The organism is Capillimicrobium parvum (genome assembly GCF_021172045.1).
In the GTDB taxonomy this organism is placed as follows: Bacteria; Actinomycetota; Thermoleophilia; order Solirubrobacterales; family Solirubrobacteraceae; genus Capillimicrobium; species Capillimicrobium parvum.
In genome coordinates this window covers 683,461-698,100 of record NZ_CP087164.1, presented here as the reverse complement: position 1 = coordinate 698,100, position 14,640 = coordinate 683,461, and the positions used below count along the sequence as shown (strand labels likewise).

At 73.3% G+C, this 14,640-nt stretch carries 12 protein-coding genes and 1 pseudogene; 6 read left to right on the top strand and 7 right to left on the bottom strand.

Annotated features, from left to right (window positions below):
- Positions 1–10: 10 nt before the first annotated feature.
- The 3 genes from fdhF to DSM104329_RS03410 are packed head-to-tail and all read right to left on the bottom strand — an operon-like array spanning position 11 to position 4,420.
- Complete coding sequence (fdhF, locus tag DSM104329_RS03420; protein ID WP_259313994.1) at positions 11–2,098, bottom strand: formate dehydrogenase subunit alpha; 2,088 nt, start codon at positions 2,096–2,098, stop codon at positions 11–13.
- Between the two features lie 7 nt (positions 2,099–2,105).
- Complete coding sequence (locus DSM104329_RS03415; protein ID WP_259313993.1) at positions 2,106–2,768, bottom strand: 2Fe-2S iron-sulfur cluster-binding protein; 663 nt, start codon at positions 2,766–2,768, stop codon at positions 2,106–2,108.
- Positions 2,765–4,420: an NAD(P)H-dependent oxidoreductase subunit E gene (locus DSM104329_RS03410; RefSeq protein ID WP_259313992.1), complete on the bottom strand. Its 1,656-nt coding sequence runs from the start codon at positions 4,418–4,420 to the stop codon at positions 2,765–2,767. The genes DSM104329_RS03415 and DSM104329_RS03410 overlap by 4 nt, the downstream gene beginning before the upstream one ends.
- A gap of 88 nt (positions 4,421–4,508) precedes the next feature.
- Here DSM104329_RS03410 and DSM104329_RS03405 point away from each other — a divergent pair, with 88 nt between their 5' ends.
- A complete protein-coding gene (locus DSM104329_RS03405; RefSeq protein ID WP_259313991.1) occupies positions 4,509–5,435 on the top strand; it encodes a LysR family transcriptional regulator in 927 nt (308 codons plus the stop codon).
- A 4-nt stretch (positions 5,436–5,439) separates the two neighbouring features.
- Here the strand turns inward: DSM104329_RS03405 and DSM104329_RS03400 are convergent, their stop codons facing one another.
- The 4 genes and pseudogenes from DSM104329_RS03400 to DSM104329_RS03390 all read right to left on the bottom strand — a co-directional run bounded on the left by DSM104329_RS03400 (position 5,440) and on the right by DSM104329_RS03390 (position 8,995).
- Positions 5,440–6,453, bottom strand: a complete 1,014-nt coding sequence (locus DSM104329_RS03400) for an amidohydrolase family protein (protein WP_259313990.1) — start codon at positions 6,451–6,453, stop codon at positions 5,440–5,442.
- Between the two features lie 184 nt (positions 6,454–6,637).
- Positions 6,638–6,751, bottom strand: a pseudogene (locus DSM104329_RS29015) (NTP transferase domain-containing protein); the annotation flags it as partial.
- Position 6,752: 1 nt separating this feature from the next.
- Positions 6,753–7,307 carry a cyclodeaminase/cyclohydrolase family protein gene (locus tag DSM104329_RS03395; RefSeq protein ID WP_259313989.1) on the bottom strand — a complete coding sequence of 185 codons (555 nt, stop codon included), beginning with the start codon at positions 7,305–7,307 and terminating at the stop codon, positions 6,753–6,755.
- Positions 7,308–7,318: 11 nt separating this feature from the next.
- Positions 7,319–8,995 carry a formate--tetrahydrofolate ligase gene (locus tag DSM104329_RS03390; protein ID WP_259313988.1) on the bottom strand — a complete coding sequence of 559 codons (1,677 nt, stop codon included), beginning with the start codon at positions 8,993–8,995 and terminating at the stop codon, positions 7,319–7,321.
- Between the two features lie 386 nt (positions 8,996–9,381).
- Here DSM104329_RS03390 and DSM104329_RS29010 point away from each other — a divergent pair, with 386 nt between their 5' ends.
- From DSM104329_RS29010 to DSM104329_RS03365, 5 genes are all read left to right on the top strand, one after another.
- Positions 9,382–9,573: a hypothetical protein gene (locus DSM104329_RS29010; protein ID WP_407655866.1), complete on the top strand. Its 192-nt coding sequence runs from the start codon at positions 9,382–9,384 to the stop codon at positions 9,571–9,573.
- Positions 9,554–11,164, top strand: a complete 1,611-nt coding sequence (locus tag DSM104329_RS03380; RefSeq protein WP_259313986.1) for a GMC family oxidoreductase — start codon at positions 9,554–9,556, stop codon at positions 11,162–11,164. The genes DSM104329_RS29010 and DSM104329_RS03380 overlap by 20 nt, the downstream gene beginning before the upstream one ends.
- 10 nt (positions 11,165–11,174) lie before the next feature.
- On the top strand, positions 11,175–12,674 hold the full coding sequence (locus DSM104329_RS03375) for an aldehyde dehydrogenase family protein (RefSeq protein WP_259313985.1): 1,500 nt from the start codon (positions 11,175–11,177) through the stop codon (positions 12,672–12,674).
- A 183-nt stretch (positions 12,675–12,857) separates the two neighbouring features.
- On the top strand, positions 12,858–13,787 hold the full coding sequence (locus DSM104329_RS03370; RefSeq protein WP_259313984.1) for a helix-turn-helix domain-containing protein: 930 nt from the start codon (positions 12,858–12,860) through the stop codon (positions 13,785–13,787).
- A complete protein-coding gene (locus DSM104329_RS03365) occupies positions 13,784–14,551 on the top strand; it encodes an SDR family oxidoreductase (RefSeq protein WP_259313983.1) in 768 nt (255 codons plus the stop codon). Before DSM104329_RS03370 ends, DSM104329_RS03365 begins: the two co-directional genes overlap by 4 nt.
- Positions 14,552–14,640: the final 89 nt, after the last annotated feature.

Sequence of the window (14,640 nt, the reverse complement as noted above, 5' to 3'; positions counted from 1 at the left end):
GCCCCTCGGCTCAGTCGCCGGCGGCGAGCGCGGGCATGCGCGACGGCTCCTCCTGGACCGGCCGCACGTCGACCGCCATCACCTTGTACTCGGGGCAGGAGGTGTTCACGTCCGCCGACTGGCCGATCAGGACGTTCGTCCGCACCTCCGGGAAGTGGAACGCCGTGAAGACGTGGCCGCGCTCGATCGAGTCGGTGACCTGCGCCTCGATCTCGATCCGCCCCACCGGGCTGCGCACCGAGACGAGGTCGCCGTCGGAGATCCACAGCCGCTCGGCGTCGTCCGGATGGATCTCCAGCACGTCGCTCGGGAACAGGTCGAGGTTGGCGGTGCGCCGGGTCATCGTGCCGGCGTTGTAGTGCATGAGGCGCCGGCCCGTGACCAGCACGAGCGGGAACTCGTCGCTCGCCTCGCTGCCGGGCGGCAGGTACGGCAGCGGCGCGAACCGCGCCTTGCCGCCGGGAAGCGTGAACTCCTCCTCGTAGAGGATCGGCGCGTCGGTGCCGTCCGGCGCGACCGGCCACTGCAGGCCCGACCGGCCCAGCCGCTCGTAGGTCACGCCGGCGAAGTCGGGGGTCAGCGCCGCGATCTCGTCCATGACGTCCTCGGCGCACGTGTAGCCCATCTCGTGGCCCAGGGCGCGCGACACCGTGGTGAGGATCTCGAGGTCCGTCCTGGCCTCGCCGGGCGGGGCGACGACCGGCTCCACGAGCTGGATGCGCCGCTCGGCGTTGATGAACGTGCCCTCCTTCTCGAGGAACGTCGCCGCAGGCAGGATCACGTCGGCGTACTTCGTCGTCTCGGTCTGGAAGATGTCCTGACAGACGAGGAAGTCGAGCGACTCGAGCGCCGCCACGACGTGGTGCGTGTCCGGGTCGGTCTGCGCGGGGTCCTCGCCGAAGATGTACATCGCCTTCAGCTGGCCGTCGACCGCCGCGTCGAGCATCTGCGGGATCGTGTAGCCCTTCTCGCGCGACAGCGGCACGCCCCACTTGGCTTCGAAGCTGCGGGCGACCTCCTCGTCGCCCACCCGGCGGTAGCCCGAGTAGGTGTCCGGCAGCGCGCCGACGTCCGAGGAGCCCTGGACGTTGTTCTGCCCGCGCATCGGCAGCAGGGCGGAACCGGGGCGACCGACCTTGCCGGTCATGAGCGCGAGGTTGCAGATGAGGCGCACGACCTCCGAGCCGTACTTGTGCTCGGTGACCCCGAGGCCCCAGATGACGCAGGCCTCGCCGGCCTCGGCGTAGATGTGGGCGGCCGCCTCGATGTCCGCGGCGGGCACGCCGGTGATCCGCTGCACCTCGTCGGGCGTGTACTGCGCGATCAGCTCGGCGAGCTCGTCGTAGCCCTCGGTGCGCCGGTCGACGAAGTCGTGGTCGACGAAGCCGTCGCGCGCGACGACGTGCTGGAGCCCGAGCATCACCGCCGCGTTGGTGCCCGCGCGCGGCGAGAGGTGCAGGACCCCGTAGTCGGCGAGCTCGATGCGGCGCGGGTCGATGGTGACGAGCTTCATGCCGCGCAGCGCCGCCTGCTTGATGCGCGCCCCCGCGACGGGGTGCGCCTCCGTCGGGTTGGCGCCGATGATGATGGCGGCGTCCGCGTGGTCGATGTCGGCGAAGGAGCCGGTCGCCCCCGACATGCCCAGCGACCGGCGCATCGCGTAGGAGGTCGGCGAGTGGCACACGCGCGAGCAGTTGTCGATGTTGTTCGTGCCGATGGCGGCGCGCATGAGGCGCTGCATCGCGAAGCAGTCCTCGTTGGTGGCGCGCGACGAGGCCAGGCCCGCGATCGCGTCGGGACCGTGGGCGCTCTTGACGCGCTCCAGCTCGGAGACGATCCGCCGCAGCGCCTCGTCCCACGTCGCCTCGCGGAAGCCGTCGCCTTCGCGGATGAGCGGGGTCGTGAGGCGCTGGCGGTGGCGGCCGAACTGGTGGGCGAAGCGGCCCTTCAGGCAGGTGTGCCCCTCGTTCGCCGGGCCGTCGAGCGCCGGGCTGATGGCGACGACGCGGCCGTCGCGGGTGTGGGCCTCCAGGCGACAGCCGACGCCGCAGTAGCCGCAGGTGGTGGTGACGGTGGAGTCGAAGCGCTGGTCGATCATGGCTTCCTCACTTCACGATCTGAGGTTCTGGCTCGGGCTCGACGAGGGCCAGCAGCGTGAGCTCGGTGATGGCATCGGTAGGACAGGTATCCGCACAGGCCCCGCACGACACGCAGGCCGACTCGCGGAAGCCCTGGTCGAGGCCCGCGGCGATGTTCGCGGCGAAGCCCCGTCCGGTGGCGGTGAGCGCGAACGTGCCCTGGACCTCGTCGCACGCCCGCACGCAGCGCCCGCACGAGATGCACAGCTCGTGCTGGAAGGCGAGGTACGGATGGCGCTCGTCGTGGCGCGGCTCGTGCTGCGCGCCCGGCCAGCGGGTCCCGGTCACGCCGAGGTCGCGGGCGACGCCGGCCAGCTCGGTGTGCGGGGCGGGCTCGACCGGCAGCTCGGACAGCACGAGCTCGACGACCGCGCCCGCGACGCGCCGGGCGGTCTCGTCGCGCGTGTCGACGACCATGCCGTCGCGGCAGAGGCTGGTGCACGAGGGCAGCGGCCCGGGCGCGCCCTCGACGCCGACGAGGCAGACGCGGCAGGCGCCGAACGGGTCCTGGCGGTCGTCGAAGCAGAGCGTGGGGATGGGCGTGCCGAGGCCGCGCGCCGCGTCGAGGATCGTCGTGCCGACCGGGACCTCGACCGGGGCGCCGTCGATGGTGAGGCTGACCGTCTTCATGCCGCCAGCCTCAGCTCGTCGGGGAAGTGGGTCAGCAGGCTGCGGATCGGTGCGGGCATGCCGCCGCCGTGGGCGCAGAGGCTGCCGAGCTCGAGCGTCTCCAGCAGCGCCTCGAGGCTGCTCTGGGACACCGGCGCGCCGTTCGAGAACATCTCGTGCGCACGGCGCAGGCCGATCCGGCACGGGAAGCACTTGCCGCAGCTCTCGGCGGCGCCGAAGTGCAGGAGGTGGCGCGCGACGTCGCGCATGTTCGTCTGGTCGTCGAAGGCGAGGATGCCGCCGTGGCCGACCATGCAGCCCTCGGCGGCGAGCTCGGCGAAGTCGAACGGCGTGTCGAGCTTCCAGCCGGGCAGGATGCCGCCGAGCGGGCCGCCGATCTGCAGCGCCTTGATCGAGCGGCCGTCGCGCAGGCCGCCGGCGAGGTCCTCGCACAGCTCGCGCATCGTCGTGCCGAAGCGCACCTCGTAGACGCCGGGGCGGACGAAGCGCTCGTTGAAGCAGACGAGCTTGGAGCCCGGTGTCGCGCCGGGGCTCAGATCGCGGTAGGCGTCGGCGCCGTGGCGGGCGATGAACGGGATGTTGCACAGCGTCTCGACGTTGTTGACGACCGTCGGCAGGCCGAACACGCCGCGCTCGGCGGGGAACGGCGGACGGGCGGAGACGGTGCCGCGCAGCCCCTGCAGGCAGGCGAGCAGCGCGGTCTCCTCGCCGACGACGTAGGAGCCGGCGCCCTCGACGATGGTGATGTCGAAGTCGAAGCCGGTGCCGAGGACGTCCTCGCCGAGCAGGCCGGCCGCGCGCGCCTCCTCGACCGCGGCCTCCAGCGCGGGCTTGGAGCGCGGGTACTCGGAGCGGGTGAGGACGAACCCGTGCTGCGCGCCGACCGCATAGCCGGCGAGCGCCATGCCCTCGACCAGGAGCGCCGGGTTGGCCTCCATGAGGACCTTGTCGATGTAGGAGCCGGGGTCGCCCTCGTCGCCGTTGGCGACGATGAACTTCTCGTCGCCGGCGGCCGCGCGCGCGAACTGCCACTTGTTGCCGGCGGGGAAGCCGGCGCCGCCGCGGCCGCGCACGTCAGCGGCCTTGACCGCCTCGAGCAGTCCCTCGGGGGTCGACTCGGTGAGCGCGCGGCGCAGGCCGGACCAGTCGGTGGGCTCGGTGAGGACGGGCCGGTCGAGGGTGCTGACCGGGTCGGGCTCGGTGGCGGCGACGGTCGCGCCGGCGAGGACGCGCTCCACGACGCCGGGGCCCGCGTCGATGACGTCGCCGTCGCGGACGGCGGGAGCGGCGTGGCAGAAGCCGAGGCAGACGGTCTCCGCGAGGGAGATCTCGCCGTCGTCGCTGCACTCGCCGAGCTCGAGGCCGAAGCCGGCACGCAGCTCGTCCACGTGGCGGTCGCCGGTCGTGGCGAAACAGGCGCTGCCGGTGCAGACGCGGACGTGCCGCCTGCCGCGCGGGTGCAGCAGGTCGTCGTAGAAGGTGGAGACGCCGTAGACCGTCGCCTCGGGAAGCCCGGAGCGCTCGGCGGCGACGCGGCGATCATCGTCGGTGATCGCGCCGTGGTCGTCCACGGCAGCCTTGAGCACCTCGAGCGCGGTGGGAGCGTCGAGCTCGTGGTGACGGCGAATCAGCTCGACGAGGTTCTTTGACATCCGTTGGGGGATGATGGCTGCGGCAGGACCGGGTCTCCAAGCGTTCCGCTGGATCGGGCGATAGCTGGCAGTTATCGTTGGGGGTCGGGTGTTTCTCCGGCAACTCGAATACATGGTCGCGCTCGAACGCGAGCGGCATTTCGGCCGCGCCGCACAGGCCTGCCACGTCTCCCAGCCGGCGCTGTCGACGGCGATCCGCAGCCTCGAGCGCGAGCTCGGCGTGCCGCTCGTGCGCCGCGGGACCCGGTTCGAGGGCTTCACGGCGGAGGGCGAGCGGGTGCTGCTGTGGGCGCGCCGCGCCCTGGCCGACGTGCAGTCGCTCGCGCAGGAGGTCGACCGCATGCGCAGCGGCCTGGAGGGCACGCTGCGGCTCGGCGTCATTCCGACGGCGCTGGTGGCCACGACCCACATCACGACCCGGTTTCGCGAGCGCCATCCGCGCATGCGCGTGCAGCACATCTCGATGAGCTCGCGCGAGATCGCCCAGCAGCTCGCCGGCGGCGACATCGACGCGGGGCTCACCTACCTCGACAACGAGCCGCTCGCCGACGTGGCCACGCGAGAGCTGTGGGTCGAGCGCTACTTCCTCGTGTGCCCGGTCGAGATGCTGCCCGCCTGGGCGACGACGATCTCCTGGACCGCCGCCGCGGCGCTCTCGCTGTGCCTGCTCACCGAGGACATGCAGCACCGGCGGATCGTCGACGCCGCCTTCGCCCGGGCCGGTGCGACCCCGGGGACCGTGGTCCTGACGAACTCGATATCCACGCTCATCGCGCACGCGCACGCGGGGCTCGCGGCGATCACCGCCGGCCCGTGGCTGACCGTCAACCCGCTGCCGCCGAACCTGCGCGCGCTGCCGCTCGTCGACCCGGTCGTGGAGCACACGGTCGGGATGGTCACGGCGCGCGACGCGCAGCGTTCGCCGGTGGTGCGAGAGCTCATGGCGCTGTTCGAGCCGCGGGAGCTCGATGAGCGCCTGCGGCTGCCGGTCACGCTGGGACCCGTGGTGGTGTGATCGCTCAGCCCGGCACGAGCCCGAGCGCGGCGGCGTTGCCCCCACGGATCGCCTCGCGCTGCCCGGCGTCGAGCGCCGCGGCGCGCAGACGGTCGAGCGGGTCCTCGATGCCCATGTCGAACGGATAGTCGGTGCCGACCATGACGCGATCGGCGCCGACCTGGGCGACGAGGGCGCCGAGCGCCGCCGGCTGGTAGACGAGCGCATCGAAGTACAGGCGGCGCAGGTACTCGCTGGGCGCCGCGCGCGGGGTCTGCGAGTCGGGCCGGTGCTGCCAGGCATGATCCGAGCGCCCGATGTAGAACGGCAGATAGCCGCCGCCGTGGGCGGCGAGGATGCGCAGGCCGGGGCGGCGGTCGAGCAGCCCCGAGAAGATGATGTGCGACAGGGCCACGGTCGTCTCGGTCGGGTTGCCGACGACGTTCGCCAGGTAGTGCTCGTCGAGCCGGTGGCCGAGCGTGCAGCCCCACGGGTGGATGAAGACGAGGGCGCCCAGCTCCTCCGCGCGCGCCCAGAAGCCCTCGAAGTCCGGATGGGCGATCTCGCGCCCGCCGGCCGTCGTGGCGATCTCGACGCCCTTCAGCCCGAGCTCCTCGACCGCGTGCGTGAGCTCGCCGACGGCGAGCTCCGGGTGGTGCAGCGGCACGGTGCCCAGCCCGGCGAGCCGCTCCGGGCGCTGCGCGCACAGCGCCGCCATGCCCTCGTTGACCATGCGCGTCAGGCGCTGCGCCATCGGCGCGCCGGCCCAGTCGTGGTAGTGCTGCGGCGACGGGCTGACCACCTGCACGTCGACGCCGCTGCGGTCCATGACCTCCAGCCGCGCGCCGAGGTCGGTCAGCAGCGGGATGAGCCGCTGGATCTGCTGCTGGTTGACGCGCGTGGACGCCTCGCCGAACCAGCCCGCCTCGACCTCCTGCGCGGCGCGGGCCTCGGGCTGCTCCTGGGCCAGGCCGAACGCCGGCCCGATGACCGCGTGGGCGTGGACGTCGACGGTGGGGACGGCGCTCGAGCGGGTCACGGCGCCAACATATCCCTCGCCGCCGCGTAGGCCTCCGGCGTGTCGACGCTGGTGAGCGAGTCGAGCCCGGGTCCGCGGCGGCCAGCGCCCCGTCCGCGAGCAGCCAGGCCTCGTCGAGCCGCCGGACCCGGCAGCGCGCGTAGAGGTCGGCCGGACGCAGCCGCCCGCCCGCGACCAGCTCGGCCGCGTCGCACATGTGCGCGAGCAGCGTCGTCTGCGCCCACGGCAGCGACGCCTTCGTCCGCCCCATCCGCGACGACCGCCCGCCCGCCAGGACGATCCCGGCGGCCGCGCTCACGTCACCGGTCCGCCAGCGCGCGCGCCTCGTCCACGCGCGGGTCGTCGCGCTGCCGGGCCAGGTTGATGAGGACGATCCGCGCCGCCGCGGTGCCGGCCGCGCGCGCGAGCAGCCCGGCGGCCGCCGCGTCGCCCGTCGCCGCCCGGTTGCCCGTCCGCGCGGCCTCGGCGGCGAGGTCGGCGACCTCCGCGGCCGCCCGCGCCAGCGCGAGCGGCGTCTCCGCCGCACCGGAGAGCGCGTCGGCGAGCCGCTGCGGCCGGGCGGGGTCGTCGGCCGCCAGCCGTTGCGCCTCGAGCACCGGCCCGAACGACGAGCGGTCCGCGTCGCCCAGCTCGAGCGCCTCGGCGCGCCGCGCCCGCACCCGCGCGACGATCTCCTCCATCCGCGGATGGACGCCGGCCAGGTCGGCCCGCGCGAGCGTCACGCCGGCCGACAGCTCGACCAGGCCGGCGGCGAGCGCGAGTGCCCAGGCGCAGGCGGTGCCGGCCGCGGGCGACGGGGTCGGCGCCGCGAGCTCCTCGAGGAGCTCACCGAACGTGTGCTGCTCGCTGCCCATCGCGGCAGTATCTAGAAGAGCCCGACGATCCGCCCGTCCGCCTCGAGGTCGACGTCGAACGCCGCCGGCGTCTTGCCGAGGCCGGGCATCTGCATGATGTCGCCGCACAGCGGCACGAGCCACCCCGCGCCCGTGTACGCACGGATGTCGCGCACCGGCAGCGTGAAGTTCTCCGGTGCGTTGAGCAGCTGCGGATCGGCCGAGAGCGAGTACTGCGTCTTGGCCATGCAGATCGGCAGGTTGCCGAGGCCGTCGCGCGTGTACTGCGCGACCTTCTTCTCCGCCTCGGGATAGAGGTACACGTCGGACGCGCCGTAGACGCGCCGCGCGACCGCCGAGATCTTGTCGATGATCGGGTCCTCGTCGCGGTAGATCAGGCCGAAGTTCGACGGCTTCTCGGCCGCCTCGACGACCGCCCGCGCAAGCGCGGCGGCCCCTTCGCCACCGCGCTCGTAGCCCTCGTTGACCTCGGCGCCGTCCGCGCCGAACTCGAGCGCCAGCCGGCGCGCGATCTCGACCTCCTCGTTCGTGTCGCCCGGGCGGCGGTTGATCGCCACCACGCACGGCAGGCCGAACTCCTTGACGATCGCGATGTGCCGGCGCATGTTGTTCGCGCCCGTCTCCAACGCGGCGCGGGCCAGCGGCCGGTCGGCGTTGGGGTCCTCGAGCCCCGCGTGGTGCTTGAGCGCACGGATCGTGCACACGACCACGACGGCACTGGGGACGAGCCCTCCCACCCGGCAGACGATGTCGAAGAACTTCTCCATGCCCATGTCCGAGCCGAAGCCCGACTCCGTGATCACGTAGTCGCCGAGGCGCATGCCCATCAGGTCGGCGATCAGCGACGAGTTGCCGTGGGCGATGTTCGCGAACGGGCCGCAGTGCATCAGGCACGGCTGCCCCTCGAGGGTCTGGATCAGGTTCGGCTTGATCGCGTCCTTGAGCAGCACCGCCATTGCGCCGGCCGCCCCCAGATCCTCGGCCGTGACCGGCTTGCCGCCGTCGAAGCTGTGGGCGACGGTGATGGCACCGAGGCGCCGGCGCAGGTCCTGCAGGTCACGGGCCACCGCGGTGATCGCCATGACCTCCGACGCGGCCGTGATGTCGAACCCGGTCTCGCGCGGGTAGCCGTTGGCCCGCCCCCCCTGAGCGATCGTGATCTGGCGCAGTGCGCGGTCGTTGATGTCGACGGCGCGCCGCCACGACACCTGCAGCGCATCGATCTTGTGCACGTTGCCGTGCAGGATCGACGCGTCGAGCATCGCCGCCAGCAGGTTGTTCGCCGCGCTGATGGCGTGGATGTCGCCCGTGAAGTGGAGGTTCAGATCCTCCATCGGCACGACCTGCGTGTAGCCACCGCCGGCCGCCCCGCCCTTCATGCCGAACACCGGGCCCAGCGACGGCTCGCGCAGGCACAGCACAGGGTTCTTGCCGATGTGCCCCAGGCCCTGGGTCAGACCGACCGCCGTCGTCGTCTTGCCCTCGCCCGCCTTCGTCGGAGTGACGCCCGCGACGCAGATGACCTTGCCCTCCGGCCGGTCGGAGAGGCGCTCGAGCACGCTCAGGGTGATCTTGGCCTTGTAACGGCCGTACGGCTCGACCTCCTCGGGCAGGAGGCCGAGCGACGAGGCGATGTCGTCGATGGGCTGGAGGTCGGCTTCCTGCGCGATCTCGAGGTTGCTCTTCATCGGCCCATCCTCGTCTCGCGCATGGGGTGAGCCGCCTCCCGATCGGCTGGACTTCCCCCTTCCAACGGGCGGGACCGGCCCTGTCCGAACGGTCCGGGGGCGGAATCGCCGCGCGTTCGGGTCGCGAGCGAACCGCCGCGTCAGCGTGGCGAGCGGCGGCGCGGCGGTCGGGCGTCCGCGGCACTTCGTGGTGTTCGACCCGCCGGGTGGGTCGGGCTTCGTGGGCCGACGCACGTATCGGCAAGAAAGCCAGCGCTGGGGGACTGGCTCGCGCGCCGCGGCGGGTCTACCGTCGGCTCAGTGAGAGCTGCGGTGACCCAGGCGATCGGCTCCGTCGACATCCGCGACGTGCCGGAACCGGCGGCCCCGGCCCCGGTGAGGTCGTGGTGCGACCCGACGTGGTGGGCCTCTGCGGGTCCGACCTGCACCTGGTCGAGGGGCACCTCGAGTACGTCGGAGTGCGCATGCCGGTGATCCAGGGCCCCCACGAGTTCCCCCTGGACCGGACGGGCGAAGCGCTCGCCTTCGCCATCGAGAACCCCAGCGAGGTGATGAAGGTTGTCATCAGAGGCTTCTGAGCCGGCCGAGCGGCCGGTCCACGACTACGTGATCGTCGGCGCGGGCTCCGCGGGCTGCGTGCTCGCCGCGCGGCTCACGGAGGACCCGGACGTCCGCGTGGCGGTCGTCGAGGCCGGCGGCGCGGACAGCGCCCCGGAGATCCACACGCCGATGGCCTTTCCCGCCCTGTTCAAGTCGAGCGTCGACTGGGACCTCTACGGCGAGCCCGAGCCCGGGCTCGGCGGCCGGCGCCTGTACCTCCCCCGCGGCCGCGTCCTCGGCGGCTCGAGCTCGATCAACGCGATGATCTACATCCGCGGCAACCGGCGCGACTACGACGAGTGGGCCGAGCAGGGCTGCGAGGGCTGGGGCTACGACGACGTCCTGCCGTACTTCAAGCGCGCGGAGGACAACGAGCGCGGCGAGGACGCCTTCCACGGCGTCGGCGGCCCGCTGAGCGTGTCCGAGAGCCGCTCGATGCACCCGCTCGTCGACACGATGGTCCAGGCCGCGGTGGAGGCGGGCCACGAGCACAACCCGGACCTCAACGGCGCGCGCCAGGAGGGCGTGGGCCGCTTCCAGCTCACGCAGCGAGGCGGCCTGCGCTGCAGCGCGGCGGTGGCCTACCTGCATCCGGCGATGGAGCGCCCGAACCTCGACGTCATCACCGACGCGCTGGCGCTGCGGATCGTCTTCGAGCGCGATCGGGCCGCGGGCGTCGAGATCTCCCGGCTCGGCCGGGTCAGCGTCGTGCGCGCCGAGCGCGAGGTGATCGTCTGCGCGGGCGCCTACCAGACGCCCGTGCTGCTGATGCTGTCGGGGATCGGGCCCGCGGGCGACCTCGAGCTCATGCAGATCGACGTGCGCGAGGATCTCCCCGTCGGCGAGAACCTGCAGGACCACCTCATGACGCAGCTGAACTTCCTCACTGACGAGGAGTCGCTGCTGACCGCGATGACGCCGGAGAACATCGCCCTCCTCGAGCAGGAGGGCCGCGGCCCGCTGAGCTCGAACATCCCCGAGGCGGGCGCGTTCGTCCGCACGCGGCCCGGGCTCGACGCGCCCGACATCCAGTTCCACTTCGCCCCCGCGCTCTTCTACGACGAGGGGCTCACGCCGCCCCACGACCACGCCTACACGTTCGGTCCGCTCGGCGCGAAGCCCACCAGCCGCGGCAAGGTCATGCTGCGCGCGCCGCTGCCGGACTCCAAGCCGCGCATCCTGCACAACTACCTGACGACCGAGGAGGACCGGCAGAGCATGATCGCCGGCGTCCGGATCGCCATGGAGATCGCGCGCCAGGCGCCGCTGAAGGCCATCGAGCGCGAGCCGTTCCGCGTGCCCGACTCCGACTCCGACGACGACGTCCTCGCCTTCGTCCGGCGCGTCGCCCAGACCGTCTACCACCCGACGTCCACGTGCGCGATGGGCCAGGTCGTCGACCCAGAGCTGCGGGTCTACGGCGTCGAGGGCCTGCGCGTGGTCGACGCGTCGGTGATGCCGTCGGTCACCCGCGGCAACACGAACGCCCCCACGATCATGATCGCCGAGAAGGCCGCCGACCTCATCCGGGCGGGCCGCCGGGCCGCCGCGGCGTCGGGCGCCGCGTGAGCCCGGACTGATGGGCGCCACGACCGAGCCGCCTCGCGCGAGCGAGCGGACCGGCGTCCTGCTCGACCCGCGCCGCTGGATGGGGCGGGTGTTCAGCGGCGGCTGGGTCGACGCGCCGATGGCGCTCGAGGTCGTCGAGCCAGCGACGGGCGACGTGCTCGGCCTCGCCGGCGCGGCGGACGCGACGACCGTGGCCGCGGCGACCGCGGTCGCCGCCCGGGCGCAGCGCGCGTGGGCGGAGACGCCGCTGGTCGAGCGCGTCGCCGTCATCCGCCGCGCCGCCGGGCTGCTCGAACGCCACCGTCCCGAGATCGAAGGCTGGGTGGTGCGTGAGACCGGCGCAACCCCGGCCAGGGCGACGCAGGAGATCACCGCGTCCGTCGGCCAGCTCGACCAGGCCGCAGCACTCGTCGCGCATCCGCTCGGCCTGGTGCTGCCGTCGCTGACGCCCGGGCGCTCGAGCACCGCCCGGCGCGTGCCGGTGGGCGTCGTCGGCGTCATCTGCCCGTGGAGCATCCCCCTCGTCCTCGCGATGCGCTCGATCGCCCCCGCGCTCGCGCTCGGCAACGCGGTGGTGCTCAAGGCCGACCCGAACACGCCGGTCAGCGGCGGCGTGATCGTCGCCCGCCTTCTCGAGGAGGCCGGCCTGCCCGACGGCGTCCTGCATGCGTTCGCCGGCGGCGCCGACGCCGGCCAGGCGCTGGCCGAGGACCCGCACGTGCGGATGATCTCGTTCACGGGCTCCACGGCCACCGGGCGCGAGGTGGGTCAGGCGGCGGGGCGCACGCTGAAGCGGACCGTGCTCGAGCTCGGCGGCAACAGCGCGTTCGTCGTCCTCGACGACGCCGACGTCGACGTCGCCGCGTCCGCGGGGGCCTGGGCGTCGTTCCTGCACCAGGGCCAGATCTGCCTGGCGGCGAGCCGCCACCTCGTGCACGAGAGCATCACCGAGGCTTACCTCGACGCGCTCGTCGCCCGCGCCCGCCGGCTGGCCGTCGGCAACCCGGCGACCGAGGACGTGGCGCTCGGCCCGATCATCAACCAGCGGCAGGTCGACCGCGTGCAGCGGATCGTCGACGAGAGCATCGCGCAGGGCGCGGCGGCGCTGGCGGGCGGCAAGCCGGACGGCCCGTTCTTCCCGCCGACGGTGCTCGCCGACGTCATCCCGGGCATGCCCGCGTTCGCGGAGGAGATCTGCGGCCCGGTCGCGCCCGTCGTGCCGTTCTCCGACGACGATGAGGCGGTCGCGCTGGCCAACGCGACCGAGTACGGGCTGTCGGCCGCCGTGCAGTCGGGCTCACCGGACCGCGCGGCCCGCGTGGCCGACCGGCTGAAGGCGGGCATGGTCCACGTCAACGATCAGACGGTCAACGAGGAACCCCCGGCCCCCTTCGGCGGCTTCGGGGCGTCGAGCAACGGCGCCCGCTTCGGCGGGGTCGCCAGCCTCGACCTGTGGACGGAGTGGCAGTGGCGCACCGCGCGCGACCGGGCGCGGGCCTTCCCCTTCTGAGCGCGGAGCCCGGGACGGGCGCCGATCAACGGAAACCTGACATTCGCACCGGTTTCGGCTAGCATCGGAATCGGTCTGAAGGTCCGGATGGAGGAGAGGTGGGCCCTGCTGGTTCATGAGCAGGCACCGGCTGCACCGGTCGGCGGCGCGTCCCACGACGCGGAGCGCTGGCAGGTCCGCGGCGTGCCCGATCCCACGGCGCTCGACGAGTGGTCCGACGTCCTTGCGGCGACGCACCTGCGGTTCGACGTGTCCTCCACGTCGCACACCCCCGAGGACTTCTCGGCGGCGGTCACGCGCCGCCGTTTCGGCGGCCTCGCGCTCGTCGACTGCGCCTCGTCGCCCTGGCTCGGCCACCGCGACGACGACCTGGTGGGCGACCAGACGACGCCGGTCGTCGGCTTCCAGGTGCTGCGCAAGGGCGTCGAGGCGGTCCGCGCTCCCGGCCAGGGGCCCATCGAGCTCCACCCCGGGGACATGATCATCTGGAACGGCTGGCAGCCGGTCGAGGTCGAGGTCGTCGAGCCGTTCCAGAAGCGCACGCTCCTCTTCCCGCGCGACCGGGTCCTGGCGGTCTGCCCGCGCTTCGAGGAGATCGAGGACCTGCCGCCGCTGAGGGACAGCGCGCCGGCGCGCCTGCTCGTCCGCTATCTCAACGCGCTCGCCCTCGAGCTGCCCGAGCTCGACACCCCGGCCGGCGTCGCCGCCGCCGACGCCGCGCTGGAGCTCCTGCGCGCCGCGGTCGAGCCCGGCGTGCCCACGAGCCGCGAGTCCCGGCGCGCCGCGCTGCGCGCCGAGATCCGCCGCTACGTGCACTCGCACCTGCGCGACCCGGCCCTCGGGCCGGAGTCGATCGCGCGGGCGCACGCCATCTCGGTGCGCGCGCTGCACGCCGTGTTCGAGGACTGCGACGAGTCGGTCGCGGGCCTCGTGCGCCACGAGCGCCTGACCCGCTGCATGGAGGACCTGCAGGCGCCGAGCGGCGGGTCGGTCACCGAGATCGCGTTCCGCTGGGGCTTCCGCGACGCCGCGCACTTCTCGCGCGTGTTCAAGCGCGAGTTCGGCGTCAGCCCCAGCGACGTGCGCGGATCGGCCGTCACCGCCGTCGCATGAGCGGGCTGATGGAGGGCCGGGCCGGGCTCGTCACGGGCGCGGCGAGCGGCATCGGCCGCGCCTGCGCGCTGCGCTTCGGCGAGGAGGGCGCGGGCGTCCTCGTCGCCGACCTCGAGTCGGCGCGGGCCGCCGGCGAGGAGACCGCAGCGATGATCCGCGCCGCCGGCGGCGATGCGGAGTTCGCCGCCTGCGACGTCGCGCTGGCCGCGGACGGCGAGGCGCTGGTCGCGCGCGTCGTGCAGCGCTGGGGGCGCATCGACTACGCGCACAACAACGCCGGCATCGGCGTCCACGCGCCGTTGGCCGAGACGAGCGACGAGGACTTCGACCGCGTCGTCGCCGTCAACCTGCGCGGCACGTTCCTCGGCATGAAGCACCAGATCCGGGCGATGCTGGCCAACGACCCGCCGGCGCGCGGCGCGATCGTCAACACGTCGTCGAACGCGGGCCTGCGCGGCGTGCACATGCTCGGCGCCTACGCGGCGACGAAGCACGGCATCCTCGGCCTGACGAAGAACGCGGCCATCGAGTACGCCGACGACGGCATCCGCGTCAACGCCGTCTGCCCGGGGGCGATCATGACCCCGCTCATGTCCGAGCTGCCCCCTGACCGCCAGGCCGAGATCCTCTCGCCGCAGGCGATGTCGCGCCCCGGCGACCCCGCCGAGGTGGCGGCCGCCGTCGTCTGGCTGTGCTCGGATCAGGCGTCGTTCGTGACCGGCGTGGCGATGCCGGTGGACGCCGCATCCGTGGCCGGCTGGTAGCGCCGGCGTCGCGCACGAAAAGACAAGAAAGCCAGCGCTCGTAGACCTGCCCCGACGGCGCGCCCCCCGTACCGTCAGCATCGACGGAG

Bases quoted from the DNA above. Each gene is read 5' to 3' on its own strand.
- DSM104329_RS03415 (WP_259313993.1), bottom strand. From the start codon at position 2,768: ATGAAGACGGTCAGCCTCACCATCGACGGCGCCCCGGTCGAGGTCCCG.
- DSM104329_RS03375 (WP_259313985.1), top strand. From the start codon at position 11,175: ATGGGCGCCACGACCGAGCCGCCTCGCGCGAGCGAGCGGACCGGCGTC.
- DSM104329_RS03390 (WP_259313988.1), bottom strand. From the start codon at position 8,995: ATGAAGAGCAACCTCGAGATCGCGCAGGAAGCCGACCTCCAGCCCATC.
- fdhF (WP_259313994.1), bottom strand. From the start codon at position 2,098: ATGATCGACCAGCGCTTCGACTCCACCGTCACCACCACCTGCGGCTAC.
- DSM104329_RS03410 (WP_259313992.1), bottom strand. From the start codon at position 4,420: ATGTCAAAGAACCTCGTCGAGCTGATTCGCCGTCACCACGAGCTCGAC.
- DSM104329_RS03395 (WP_259313989.1), bottom strand. From the start codon at position 7,307: ATGGGCAGCGAGCAGCACACGTTCGGTGAGCTCCTCGAGGAGCTCGCG.
- DSM104329_RS03365 (WP_259313983.1), top strand. From the start codon at position 13,784: ATGAGCGGGCTGATGGAGGGCCGGGCCGGGCTCGTCACGGGCGCGGCG.